Source organism: Arthrobacter sp. TRD_SC_6, from assembly GCF_055361185.1.
Genome location: NZ_CM143953.1, coordinates 418,882 through 431,480, shown reverse-complemented (window position 1 = coordinate 431,480; position 12,599 = coordinate 418,882). Strand labels below are relative to the sequence as shown.

At 64.4% G+C, this 12,599-nt stretch carries 11 protein-coding genes; 8 read left to right on the top strand and 3 right to left on the bottom strand.

The window, feature by feature from the left end:
- The first annotated feature begins 26 nt into the window (after positions 1 to 26).
- A complete protein-coding gene (locus ACWA1U_RS02100) occupies positions 27 to 674 on the top strand; it encodes a pyridoxine/pyridoxamine 5'-phosphate oxidase (protein WP_463723692.1) in 648 nt (215 codons plus the stop codon).
- A 70-nt stretch (positions 675 to 744) separates the two neighbouring features.
- On the opposite strand, the gene ACWA1U_RS02095 is transcribed toward ACWA1U_RS02100, so the two are convergent.
- Positions 745 to 1,578: an aldo/keto reductase gene (locus ACWA1U_RS02095; RefSeq protein ID WP_463723691.1), complete on the bottom strand. Its 834-nt coding sequence runs from the start codon at positions 1,576 to 1,578 to the stop codon at positions 745 to 747.
- Between the two features lie 144 nt (positions 1,579 to 1,722).
- Between ACWA1U_RS02095 and ACWA1U_RS02090 the strand changes: the two genes are divergently transcribed.
- A complete protein-coding gene (locus ACWA1U_RS02090; RefSeq protein ID WP_463723690.1) occupies positions 1,723 to 2,796 on the top strand; it encodes a DNA polymerase IV in 1,074 nt (357 codons plus the stop codon).
- A 29-nt stretch (positions 2,797 to 2,825) separates the two neighbouring features.
- Here ACWA1U_RS02090 and putP read toward each other — a convergent pair whose 3' ends face one another.
- On the bottom strand, positions 2,826 to 4,325 hold the full coding sequence (gene putP / locus ACWA1U_RS02085) for a sodium/proline symporter PutP (RefSeq protein WP_463723689.1): 1,500 nt from the start codon (positions 4,323 to 4,325) through the stop codon (positions 2,826 to 2,828).
- Positions 4,326 to 4,448: 123 nt separating this feature from the next.
- Here putP and ACWA1U_RS02080 point away from each other — a divergent pair, with 123 nt between their 5' ends.
- Both ACWA1U_RS02080 and malQ read left to right on the top strand, forming a co-directional pair.
- Positions 4,449 to 4,997, top strand: coding sequence for an acyl-CoA thioesterase (locus tag ACWA1U_RS02080; protein ID WP_463723688.1), 549 nt, complete (start codon positions 4,449 to 4,451; stop codon positions 4,995 to 4,997).
- A gap of 46 nt (positions 4,998 to 5,043) precedes the next feature.
- Complete coding sequence (gene malQ, locus ACWA1U_RS02075) at positions 5,044 to 7,089, top strand: 4-alpha-glucanotransferase (protein ID WP_463723687.1); 2,046 nt, start codon at positions 5,044 to 5,046, stop codon at positions 7,087 to 7,089.
- A 7-nt stretch (positions 7,090 to 7,096) separates the two neighbouring features.
- On the opposite strand, the gene ACWA1U_RS02070 is transcribed toward malQ, so the two are convergent.
- Positions 7,097 to 8,080: an aldo/keto reductase gene (locus ACWA1U_RS02070; protein WP_463724930.1), complete on the bottom strand. Its 984-nt coding sequence runs from the start codon at positions 8,078 to 8,080 to the stop codon at positions 7,097 to 7,099.
- Between the two features lie 137 nt (positions 8,081 to 8,217).
- Here ACWA1U_RS02070 and ACWA1U_RS02065 point away from each other — a divergent pair, with 137 nt between their 5' ends.
- Genes ACWA1U_RS02065 through ACWA1U_RS02050 form a run of 4 tightly spaced genes read left to right on the top strand, consistent with a single transcriptional unit; the run spans position 8,218 to position 12,591 of the window.
- Positions 8,218 to 8,886, top strand: a complete 669-nt coding sequence (locus ACWA1U_RS02065) for a GntR family transcriptional regulator (RefSeq protein WP_463723686.1) — start codon at positions 8,218 to 8,220, stop codon at positions 8,884 to 8,886.
- On the top strand, positions 8,883 to 10,550 hold the full coding sequence (locus tag ACWA1U_RS02060) for a thiamine pyrophosphate-dependent enzyme (protein ID WP_463723685.1): 1,668 nt from the start codon (positions 8,883 to 8,885) through the stop codon (positions 10,548 to 10,550). Before ACWA1U_RS02065 ends, ACWA1U_RS02060 begins: the two co-directional genes overlap by 4 nt.
- Positions 10,547 to 11,680, top strand: coding sequence for a mandelate racemase/muconate lactonizing enzyme family protein (locus ACWA1U_RS02055; protein ID WP_463723684.1), 1,134 nt, complete (start codon positions 10,547 to 10,549; stop codon positions 11,678 to 11,680). Before ACWA1U_RS02060 ends, ACWA1U_RS02055 begins: the two co-directional genes overlap by 4 nt.
- A complete protein-coding gene (locus ACWA1U_RS02050; RefSeq protein WP_463723683.1) occupies positions 11,677 to 12,591 on the top strand; it encodes an NAD-dependent epimerase/dehydratase family protein in 915 nt (304 codons plus the stop codon). The genes ACWA1U_RS02055 and ACWA1U_RS02050 overlap by 4 nt, the downstream gene beginning before the upstream one ends.
- Positions 12,592 to 12,599 lie beyond the last annotated feature (8 nt).

Here is a 12,599-nt window from a genome sequence, read left to right as displayed (position 1 = left end):
GGTTGGGCCTCTGTAAAGTTGGGACGGTGACCACCTCAGCCCGGGACCTCCTACGCGGTTTGCCCGTATTCCCTGATGCGCTCAGGGCCTTCGATGCGGGCGCTGCTCCGGATTCGCCCATTGAACTGTTCACCCGCTGGCTTTCGGAAGCGATCGACGACGGCGTTCCCGCGCCGCACGCGGTCACCGTATCCACGGTCGACGACGACGGCCGCCCCGACGCCCGCGTGGTCATCCTGAAGGACCTCGACGAGCGCGGCTTCTCCTTCGCGACCAGCAGCGAAAGCCCCAAAGGCCGGCACCTGCAATCGACTCGTTTTGCCGCGCTGACGTTTTTCTGGCAACCGGCCGGGCGTCAGGTGCGCGTCCGCGGAGCAGTCACGCCCGGGGGTGCCGAAGAGAACGACGCCGACTTCCGCCGTCGTCATCCCTCCGCACGTGCCCTGGTGCTCGCCGGCGAGCAAAGCGCCGTCGTGGGTGAAGGGAACTCCGTCAGCGCCGCCGTCGAACGTGAACTTGAGGGAATCGAAGGCAAAGGTTCAGCGACGTGGACCGTGTACACGGTGGCGCCGGACAGCGTCGAGTTCTGGCAGGCCGACCATGAGCGGCGGCACACCCGGCTGCGTTACGTTCGCGGCGGTGAGGGCTGGCGGCGCGAGGTCCTCTGGCCATGAACCTCGAAAGTTTTTGTAGCCTAGTTGCGGCTTAAACGCTCTTCAGCGGGCAACTAGGTTACAAAAACTTCTAGTGGCCGAAGGAGTCCGAATCGGTGATGTCGGCGTCGCCGGTGTCGAGTTTTGTCAACGAGTCCACTTCGTCCTGGGTGAGCTCGAACCCGAACAGGTTGATGTTCTGCTTGATCCGCAGCGGGTCTGCTGACTTGGGGATCGCGACCAGACCCAGCTGAATGTGCCACCGCAGCACGATCTGCGCCGGAGTCATGCCGTACTTGTCCGCGAGCCTGTCCACCGCAGGGTGCTTGAGCAGGTCGCCGCCCTTCCCAATCGGGCTCCATGACTCCGTGACGATCCCGTGCTCCGCATGGAAGGCCCGCGAATCCGTCCGGGCGTGCCGTGGATCGAGCTGGATCTGGTTCACGTCCGGCACCAGGCCGTCATCGAGCAGGCGCTGCAGGTGGTGCGGCTTGAAGTTGGAAACGCCGATCGCCCGAAGCAGCCCTTCGTCGCGCAGTGCGGTGAGGCCCTTCACTGCGTCAACGTAACGGTCCTGGTCCGGGTTGGGCCAGTGCACCAGCAGCAGGTCAATGTAGTCAACGCCCAACTTGGACACGCTCTGCCCGAACGCTTGCCGGACGCCGTCGACGCTGTGCCACTCCTTATTGAACTTGGTAGTGATGAAAACCTGCTCGCGATCGATCCCTGAGCGGCGGATGCCCTCGCCGACGCCGGCCTCATTGCCGTAGTTCTCGGCTGTGTCGATCAGGCGGTAACCGGCGGAGACAGCCTGCTCGACGGCGGTGGCCGCCTCTTCGTCATTCAGCGGCCAGGTGCCCAGTCCGAGCACCGGTATTGAAGCGCCGCTGCGGAGTTCGATGGTTGGGGCCGCTGCGTCAGTCATGTTCTCCTCAGATTCTTTTAGTTGCGTTCTTCAACTCCCCAGCTTTCTAGTTACGGCGGTGGCGCGTCAATCCCGGGTGACCGCGAACGCCATTGGAGAGTGGAAGTTGTGGTGCCGCACGGGCAGGCGGGGCAGACTGGGAACGTGAGTGAGACCCCGTGGGTTCTGCACGTCGACCTCGACCAGTTCATTGCGGCCGTGGAAGTGCTCCGGCGGCCCGAACTGGCGGGCAAGCCGGTGATCGTTGGCGGGCGGGGTGACCCAAGCGAGCGTGCGGTGGTGTCTACGGCGTCGTACGAGGCCCGGGCATTCGGCGTCGGCTCGGGCATGCCGTTGCGGATCGCCGCGCGGAAGGTGCCCGATGCCGTCATCCTCCCAGTCGACCATGAGACCTACAACCTCGCCTCCGAAGCCGTCATGGCAACGCTCCGCGAGCAACCGGGCGCCGTCGTCCAGGTGCTGGGCTGGGACGAGGCGTTCGTCGGCGTCGAAACGGGCGATCCAGAAGCCTACGCGCGCAGCCTGCAGGCCAACGTTCTCGAGCGCACCTCGTTGCACTGCAGCGTAGGCATCGGGGACACGTTGGTAAGGGCCAAGGTTGCGACGACGTTCGGCAAGCCCGCCGGCGTCTTCCGCCTCACGGCAGGCAACTGGTTGGAGGTGATGGGTGAGCGGCCGGTCGCGGACCTGTGGGGGATTGGGAGCAAGGTCTCGCGCAGGCTTGCGGGCCTCGGCATCAAGACCGTTGATCAGCTCGCTGCGGCTGATCCGGCGGACCTTGTTCCCGAGTTCGGGCCGAAAATGGGCCCGTGGTACGCGCAGCTGGGCCGCGGTGACGGCTCCGAAACCGTCGACGACACCCCCTGGGTGGCGCGCGGCCACAGCCGCGAGACGACGTTCCAGCAGGATCTCACCGAGCCAGCCCAGATTGACGGTGCCGTCCGCGAGTTGGCCGCGCGGGTGCTCGAAGATGTCGCAGCAGAGGGTAGGGCCGTAATCGGGCTGACCCTCAAAGTCCGTTACGCGCCGTTCTTCACCAAGACCTATGCGCGGAAGATCCCGGCCACTTCGGACCACGCCGAAGTGCTCGCCCGGGCGCTGGACCTTGTCGGCAAAATCGAACCCGACCGGCCCATCCGCCTCCTCGGGCTGCGGGCGGAGATGGCAATGCCCGACGACGCACGCACCGGCCACACCCCCACCCGCGGAGGTTGGTGACGCGCCGTCGTCGGGCCTGCAGACCAGCGTCAGCTAGCGTCGACCAGCTCCTTGCGTGATGAGACACCACGGAGGGCTTCGTTGAACTCGGCGTCAATCTCCGGGTTCGGCTTCCAGGTCAGGCGGCTGATCACGACGGCGACCACGAGGTTCGCGAGGAACGCCGGCACGATTTCGTACATGGTGGCGGACAACGGCGAGTTGCCCCAGACGAATACGACTACGGCGCCGACCACCATCCCGGCGAGCGCACCGGGCATAGTGAGCTTTCGCCAGTAAAGGGAGAGCAGGACGGTGGGCCCGAAGGATGCACCGAAACCGGCCCAGGCGAAGGCGACCAGGGCGAGGATGGACTCGTTACGGCCTGACGCAAGGACGATCGCAACGATGGCAACGACAAGCACTCCGAGGCGTCCGAGGAGTACGCCCTGCTTCGACGTGAGGTTCTTCTTGGACACCATGTTGTAGAGGTCCTCAACCAGGGCCGAGGAACAGACCACGAGCTGCGAGGAGATGGTGCTCATGACGGCTGCGAGCACGGCCGCAAGGACAATCCCGGCTACAAAGGGGTGGAAGAAGGCCTGCGACAGCGAGAGGAAAACAGCTTCCGGGTCCTCAAGGGTCAATTGGGGGTTCTGCTGGAAGTACGCAATACCCACCAGCGATGTGGCGACCGCTCCAAGGACGGTGAGGATCATCCAGCCGATGCCGATGCGGCGGCCGGCTCGAGCATCCTGCGGGGAGCGCAGCGCCATAAAGCGGACGATGATGTGTGGTTGGCCGAAGTAGCCAAGTCCCCAGGCAGCCGAGGAGATGATCGCAAGGGCTGACCCGCCTGCAAAGAGACTCAGCATGGAGGGGTCGACGGCGTTGATGGATTCAGTCATGCCGGTGAATCCGCCCACCTGGACAAAACCTATGACCGGCACCACAAGCAGTGCGACCAGCATCAGCAAGCCCTGCGCCACGTCGGTGAAGGTGGCGCCCATGAATCCGCCGAAGAGGGTGTAGGCGATGGTCACGGCGGCAACGAGAATCATGCCGAGCGTGTAATCGGAGTTGAAGGATGACTCGAAGAAGATTCCCCCGGCCACCATGCCGGAGGATACGTAGAACGTGAAGAAGACGAGGATGATCACACCGGAAACCACGCGAAGCACCCGGGACCGGTCCTTGAGGCGGTTCTCCAGGAAACTGGGGACGGTGATCGAGTTGTTCGACACCTCTGTGTAGCTGCGCAGCCGGGGCGCCACCACTTTCCAGTTCACCCAGGCGCCGATGGTCAGACCAATAGCGATCCATACTTCGATGAGGCCGGAGACGTAGATGGCTCCCGGCAGTCCGAGCAGCAGCCAGCCGGACATATCAGAAGCACCGGCGCTCAATGCAGCGACGCCGGGTTTCAGCCCGCGGCCGGCGAGCATGTAGTCATCCAGGTCGGAGGTTCTCCTGAAGGCATACCAGCCGATCCCCAGCATGGCGATCATGTAAAGCGCCATCGCCAGGTATTGGTAGGTCAGGTCAGTCATGGGTCCCTTTCACAGATTTCTTGGAACTGGCTGAGTGCAGCCGCCCACTATTCCAAGATCACCGCCCGGTTGGCTAATAAAGTGAGTTGCGTCACGGATGTTACCCGCGGGTAACATGGGACGATGCACCTGCTCCTCCGCACCCTCTGGATCCTCATGACATCACGGCGCCGATCGAAGGTGAGTATCTGGGACTCGGCGTCCTTGCCGCTGAGAGTGCAGCTGACGGACATCGACATCGCGATGCACGTCAACAACGGGATGTACCTCTCGTTGATGGACCTCGGGCGGTTCGACCTCATGATCCGCAGCGGCATCTGGCGCCTCATGCGGCAGAAGCGCTGGAGCCCGGTGGTGAACGCCGAGACCATTACATTCCGCAAGTCCCTCCAGCTTGGCCAGAGGTACACCATCGAAACGAAGCTCCTGGGCTTTGACGAGCGTGCCATCTTCTTCGAGCAGCGCATGGTGCACGGCGACGAGATCTACGCCCGCGCCTATATCGCCACCCGGCTACTCTCTTCCAAGGGTCCGGTGAGTAACGAGGAGATCTTCGGGTCTTTCGGAACCCCGCCCGCTGATCTGGTGTTGCCTGACTGGATTCACGAGTGGCGGCTGAACACCGCGCTGCCCAGTACCCGTAAGCCGGCCCCGCACGCCTGGGTGGGATAAGTCGCGGGATAACGCCCGCATCATCTCTTTTCACTAGGCTGGACGGATGGCCAGCCCTTCACCCCTTCAGCGTCTTGCCCAGGAACACCGCGTCGGAATCACCTTCCGGGGTTGGGACGGCACCGAGCGTGAAGTCAGCGACTCGACCCTGACCTCAGTGCTCACGGCACTCGGCATCGCCTGCCGGAACGACGAAGACGTCGCCTCCTCCCTCCGCGCCGCCGAACTAGCGCCGTGGGTGCGGGAGCTGCCGCCCGCCGTCGTCGTGCGTGTTGGTGTCCCGGCCGCCGTGCCGGTGAACGTTCGCTCCGAAAGCCGGCCCGGGGCCAGGCTGGTGCTGGAGGACGGGACCGAACGGGACCTGGATCCGATACCGGAGGAGACCCGCGAGGTCAACGGTGAGCCGGTGCGTCGGTTCACTGTGCAGGTGCCCACAGACCTTCCGCTCGGGTGGCATTCGCTGGTGATCGAGGGCGGTTCGCGCTGTGCGCTGGTCGTCACGCCGCAGAAACTCTCCACGGCGGACAAGCTGACCCGCACGTGGGGTTTGATGGCGCAGCTGTACTCGGTGCGGTCGCAGACTTCGTGGGGTGTGGGCGACCTTGCCGACCTCGCGCAGTTGTCCGAGGTTGCGGCCGGGAAGGGTGCGGGGTTCGTGCTCATCAATCCGCTGCACGCTGCACAGCCCAAACCGCCGGTGGAAGCCTCGCCGTACCTGCCGAGCACGCGGCGGTTCTTCAACCCGCTGTACTTGCGCGTGGAGAACGTTCCGGAAAGTGCCGCTGTTGATATCAGTGGCCTTGCCGCAAGTTTCGAGGAAGCCAACCGGAACGCTGAAGTGATTGACCGGGATCCCAGCTACGCCGCGAAACTCGCCGCGCTGGCGGAGGTGTTTGAGGTGCCGCGCACGCCCGAGCGCGAGGAGGCGTTCAGAAGCTTCCGTAGCGAGGCGGGCCCTGGCCTGGAGAGTTTCGCACTGTGGTCGGCGCTCGCCGAGACGCTGCCCGAGGATGCGCCCGAGTGGTCCGATCCCGTGTTTCTCGAGGAGCAGGGCACCCGCCTCAGCCCGAGGATCGAGTTCCACGCGTGGCTGCAATGGCTGTGCGATGAGCAGTTGGAAGCCGCCCAGCGTACAGCGGTCGACGCCGGTATGAACCTTGGCATCATGCACGACCTCGCCGTCGGCGTGCACCCCGCTGGCGCTGACGCGTGGACGCTCCGGGACGTCCTTGCCCCCGGAATCAGCGTCGGTGCGCCGCCGGACATGTTCAACCAGCAGGGCCAGGACTGGGCGCAGCCGCCGTGGCATCCGGAACGCCTCGCGGAGTCCGGGTATGCCGCCTACCGCGACATGCTGCGGACCATCCTCCGTCACGCCGGCGGGATCCGGATCGATCACATCCTCGGCCTGTTCCGGCTCTGGTGGATCCCGTCCGGGTCAATGCCCGGTGACGGCGCGTACGTGTACTACGACCACGAGGCGCTCATCGGCATCCTCGCCCTCGAAGCGGAGCGGGCGGGCGCCGTCGTCGTCGGGGAGGATCTCGGTGTCTTCGAGCCGGGGGTGCAGGAGTACCTGGCGGAGCGCGGCGTGCTCGGCACGTCGATCCTCTGGTTCGAGTACGACGACGGCGCCCCGCGTGTCGCCGGCCAGTACCGGCAGGCGTGCCTCACCACGGTCACCACCCATGACCTCCCACCCACAGCGGGGTACCTGGCCGGGCGGCACGTTGACCTGCGCGAACAGCTCGGGCTGCTGAACCGGCCTGTAGAGGAGGAGAGGGCGGCCGACCGCGAGGCTCAGGAAGGCGTGCTTTCGATGGTGCGGTCCGTCGTCGGCAGTTCACCTTCGACTGTCCAGGGGACCGTCGAGGCCTTGCACTCCTTCATCGCCCGGACCCCGTCGCTGCTGCTCGGGATGGCGTTGACTGACGCCGTGGGCGAGGAACGGACGCAGAACCAGCCGGGAACGTCGTCGGCGGTTTACCCCAACTGGCAGGTTCCGCTTGCGGGGCCGGAGGGCGTCGTTCTCGTTGAGGATCTGGCCTCATTGCAGCGGTTCGATGCGCTGGCGAAGGCGCTCAAGGGCTGACGGGCGCCTACCAGCGCGGGTGGATCGCCTCGCGGAAGTGCCGGTTGTAGATCTCCGCGACGCCGGGGCCGAGGTTACGGCCAAGCGGGCCGAAATTGGCCGATTCCGCGTTGGCACGCGCCTGTTCCGGAGAACGTGCTCCCGGGATGACAGTGGTGACGCCTTCCTGCGCGATGATCCAGGCGAGGGCAGCCTGGGCGGTGGTGACGCCGTCGGGCACCAGTCCGTCGAACTCCTGGACGGCTGCGAGGCCCGTCTCGAAGTTCACGCCCGAGAAGGTCTCGCCGACGTCGAACGCGGAGCCGGTGCGGTTGTAGTTCCGGTGATCGTCCTCGGGGAAGGACGTGTCCGGGGTGTACTTGCCGGACAGCAGCCCGGAGGCCAGCGGAACGCGCGCAATGATCCCGACGCCGGCGGCCGCTGCCGCGGGCAGCACTTCATCTAGGGGCTTGAGGCGGAACGCGTTGAGGATGATCTGCACGGACGCAGTATTCCCGCGCTTGATCGCCTCCAAGGCTTCATCGGTGCGCTCGACGCTGACGCCATAGTTGCGGATGGCGCCTTCGCTGACCAGGGTATCCAGCGCGTCGTAAACCTCTGAGTTGCTGTAGACGGCCGTTGGCGGGCAGTGCAACTGAACCAGGTCGAGTGTGTCCTGCTGCAGGTTCTTCCGCGACCGGTCCGTCCAATTTCGGAAGTTGGCCAACGTGTAGTTTTCGGACGTTTGATCCACGCGGCGGCCCATTTTGGTCGCCACCGTGATGTTGAGGTCCGGGTTCGCCTTGAGGAATGTGCCGATGGTCTGTTCGCTGCGCCCGTCGCCGTAGACGTCGGCCGTGTCGAAGAAGGTCACCCCGGCGCCGGCTGCTGCGTCCAACACAGCCATGGCCTCCTGCGGATCCACCGATCCCCAGTCCGCTCCGAGCTGCCAGGTTCCGAGTCCTACCGTTGATACCGGCCTGCCAGTCTTGCCAAGTGTGCGCTGTTCCATGCTTTCGACTATAGGCTCCAGCAGCGACGGTTCATCAACGCCGCGGGTCCTCCGGTGACGCTTCACCGATCCTGTGACGCTTGACACATTTGAATTTTATGTATTATATATAATTTATGTCAGCGAACCTCCCGCCAATGAGAACCGCCATAACGGACCGCACTTACACCATGCTTCGAGCGCGCATCATCGATCTCGAGTTGCCGCCTGGTGCCCGGCTCCGGACCGAGCGACTCAGTGAAGAACTCGATGTCAGCCCCACTCCGGTCCGCGAAGCGTTGAACCGGCTGGCTGCCGAAGGTCTGGTTGTCCAGGAGCCGTACCGCGGGTTTCGCGTCGCCGATCTTCTCGATCCTGCTGAGCTGATCCAACTGCTCCGGGCTCGCGAGGTGATTGAATCGGCAGCGGTCGAGCAGACGGCGATGTTCAGGGACGCCTCTGTGGTGACTCGACTCGCTGCCTTGACCGAGCGTATGGAATTGCTCGCCTCAGCCGAAGAACTCGACATCAAAGCGTTCAACGCGGTGGACGCGGAGTTTCATCGACTGACCGTCTCGGCATCTGGCAACCGATTCTTGGTGGAAGCTCTCGACTCTCTGCACGTGCATGTTCAGATCGCCCGCCACTATCAGGGGAAGTCCATCGTGGCGGCCCGGTTATCAAACGAGGATCATCGGCACCTCCTGCACTCGATCGGGCAGGGGGACAGCGAAGCCGCCTGTGCCCATGTCCACACGCACATCAATCGGGTGGTGGACGGGCTGGCGCTCCACGTGATGACCGCAGAAAGCGAAGCCATCGTATGAGCCATCACAATCCCAGCTCTGTTCCGGTTGCCGATGCAATAGCGGACCTTCTGGTGGAGGCCGGCGTCCGCCGCGCCTACACCGTGCCGGGAGAAAGCTTTCTGCCCCTCCTCGAAGCGTTTGACCGGCATCCTGACATTCAGGTCGTTTCCACCCGTCACGAGGGTGGCGCCGCATTCATGGCGGAGGCGGACGGAAAGCTGTCCGGAATACCTGCCGTCGTTATGGCGACGCGTGGAGTCGGGGCGGCGAATCTTTCTATCGGACTGCACACGGCGCGACAGGATGGAACCCCTATGCTCGCTCTGCTGGGGCAGGTTGAGACTGACCATCTCGGTAACGAAGCCTTTCAGGAAGTCGACCTTCCGCGGTTCCTCGAAGAGGTAAGCGTCTGGGGGACCACTGTCCATCGCAGCGACCGTGCCGCGCAGGCCGTGGCTCGGGCGTTGGTGCGGGCCACTACCGGGCGCCGGGGGCCGGCAGTCGTCGCGTTTCCCGCGGATGTTCTCGACGGTACCTGTGCCCCGCAGGAGCGACTGGTCACCAGCATCCGAAGCATTGTTCACCCCGACGACGTTCAGACGGTGATGCAGATGCTCGCTGCAGCCGAGCGTCCTGTTGTTATCGCGGGCGCCGGCAACGAACCATCGGCACTGCTCGAGTTGGCGGACACCTTCGGTGCGGGCGTCTACGCGGCTTTTCGCCGTCAGGATCAGTTCCCGAACGACGATGAGCACTACCTCGGTCATCTGACGCTCGGCACGCCGAAGCCGGCACTGGCCGCTCTTGAAGCTGCAGATCTTGTGCTCGTCCTCGGAGATCGACTCGATGAGACAACCACGCAGGGATATTCCCTGCCGCCTCCCAGCGCCCGGTTGGTTCACGTGCACCGCGATCCAGCGGTCCACGGGGTCCACCAGCGCGCCGATGTTGCCATCGTTGCGGAGCCTTCCGAGGTTTGCCGCAGCCTTGTGGAGGCCGCTAAGGATGCACCGGGAAACAGCGGCTCGGATCAAACCGGCTGGTGGCGGTCTGGACACCAGGTCTACCTCGACCTGGCTTTGAAAGCAGCCCAGCGAGTCGAAGGCGGAGGGCTACACCCCGGGCGTGCAATTGAGGCGGTCCAGGCGGCGGCCCAGGAGGGAACAGTCGTCGTCAACGACGCTGGGAACTTTTCCGTGTACCTGCACCGCCAATGGGTCTTTCGGGAGCCGCGCACACAGGCGGCTCCCATCTCCGGAGCAATGGGTTATGCCGTGCCGGGGGCGATAGGAGCTGCACTAGCTTGCCCCGACAAACCGGTGCTGGCAGTGGCGGGAGACGGTGGCTTCCTGATGACGGCGATGGAATTGGAAACCGCCGTGCGCCTGGGACTGAACATCAAGGTGCTGGTACTCCAGAACGGTATCTACGGAACAATAGCCATGCATCAGGCAGCCTCCGGCCGCACAGTGAGTGCATGTGACATCTCAGCCGTGGATATCGCGGGTCTGGCGCGTGCTCTTGGGGCCCATGCCATTGAGTGCTCTGACGAGGAATCGTTGCGTGGCGCCGTCGAGGAGTTCATGGGCAGCGAGGGGACCACTGTTCTCGTCGTCCACACCGATCCAGACATCATCGCTCCAGCGAAATCGCTGAGCCGCCTGGCGGCAGGCACGAAATGAGCATTGTGACGGTCGCCGGCGTCGAGGCCATCCCGCTCCGGTATCCGCTCAGCGACGGTTACGGTTCGGCCCGCGGGATTGTCCCGGCCCGGGAGACAACGCTAGTCAAGGTTGTGACCAGTGACGGCGCCGTCGGGTGGGGCGAAGCATTCGGGCCGACGTCCGCCGTCGTCCCGTTGGTGCACGGAGTTGCTTCGACGTTGCCGGGTTCAACTCTGGACGGTCCGGTTCCATTCAGCGCAGCCTCGTTGCAACAGCATTACCACCGCGGTGGCGGTTTGCACGCGGCGGCGGTCTCGGGCGTCGAGACCGCACTGTGGGATGCGCTGGGGCGTACCCTGGGCGCCAGCGTTGCCACGTTGCTCGGAGGGCGCGCCCGGGAGTATGTGACCCCCTACGCTTCGGGCGGGTATGTGCGGGCCGATCGAAACCTCGACCGATTCTCTGCTGATCTGGAGCGGGACTGCAAGGGCATGATGGCGGCCAAAATCAAGTGCGGACTCGGGACACGCGAAGACCGGAGGCGGGTGGAAGCAGCACGGACGGTGCTTGGCCCGGACAGGGCGCTGATGGTGGATTTCAATGGGAATTACTCCGCGGACCAGGCGGCCGCATCCATTCGTGCGATGGCGGAGTTCGGATTGGCGTGGGTGGAAGAACCGCTGGCGCCTGACGACACGAGCGGCCTTCGCCTGCTCCGGTCGCTCGACGTGCCACTGGCAACAGGTGAGGCGCTTTACACGAGGGCTCCCTTCCGGACGTTGATCACCGACCGGCTGGTGGATTTCGTCCAGCCTGACGTAACGAAAATTGGGGGTCTCGCGGAGGCGAAAAGTGTCTGTGAGATGGCGCGGGCCTGGGGTGTGCGGGCCAGTCCGCATGTCTGGGGCGGCGGTATCGCACTGGCAGCCGCAATCCAACTGCTCTGCTCTGTGCCCGAATATCCCCACACTTCTATTGTTCCGGAGCCCCTATGGCTGGAGTTCGATCGTGGTGACAACCATCTGCGAGAACGCCTCCTTTGCGAACAGATTCAGGTTCAGAACGGCGTCGTGCGTGTACCGGACGGCCCGGGGTTGGGCGTCGAAGTGGATGAAGCCGCCGTCGAACGGTTAAGGGAGGACCGATGAAACACGTATTGGTTACGGGGGCCAGCGGATTTTTGGGCATAGTCGTCCGAGCCGAACTGGCCGAGCGAGGCTACTACACAACCGCCATCGACATCCGGTCGGCTCCAGACGTGGTCGCAGCCGACATCTCCTCTGACGACGAACTGGACGTCATATTCGGCGACGTGCCGTCGGTCGACGCGGTCATTCACCTGGCGGCGGCTGGGGCAGGTGATCAGGGGCTGGTTGCTGGAGCCAACGCAAATACAGCGGCCGCAGTTCGAACCAATATCGAGGGTTTTGTGCGTGTCACTGAGGTAGCAGCCCGACACGGGGTGGGGCGGGTGGTCTGGTCATCCTCAACAACGGTTTATGGTTCGGCTGGTCTTTACGGCTCCGTTGTGGACGAATCCGCACCGCTGCGCCCGACGACGGCGTACGGCGCCACTAAGACAGCATGTGAGCATCTTGGCCCAATTCTCGCGGAACGGCTTGAGGTGGACGTGGTCTCCCTGCGCCTGCCCATGGTTTACGGCCCCGGCCGCTGGTACGGCGGAAGTCAGGCTCCGATGGTCGGGCTCGCCGCTGCACTCCGCGAAGGTACAGAGATTGCGGTCGAAGCGTGGGATGGAGCTGCGGACTGGGTGCACGTCCATGACGCCGCGACGGCTCTTCTTGCCCTTCTCGATGTGCCAGCGCCCAACTCCGCCTACCACGTGCTCGGCCATCGGGGCTCCTTCGCCGAACTTGCCCATCAGATGCTGCACGCGGCGGGCAATCCGCCTGCGGCAACCGTTCAGACCGTCGGAGCTGGAGAGCCGGACATCCCTCCCATTGATGATTCACTCCTCCGGCGCGCTACGGGCTGGAATCCGCGCTTCCCCGACGCCGCCAGCGGCGCCGCGGATTACCTGAAGACAGCAGCCAGCTGACATGACCG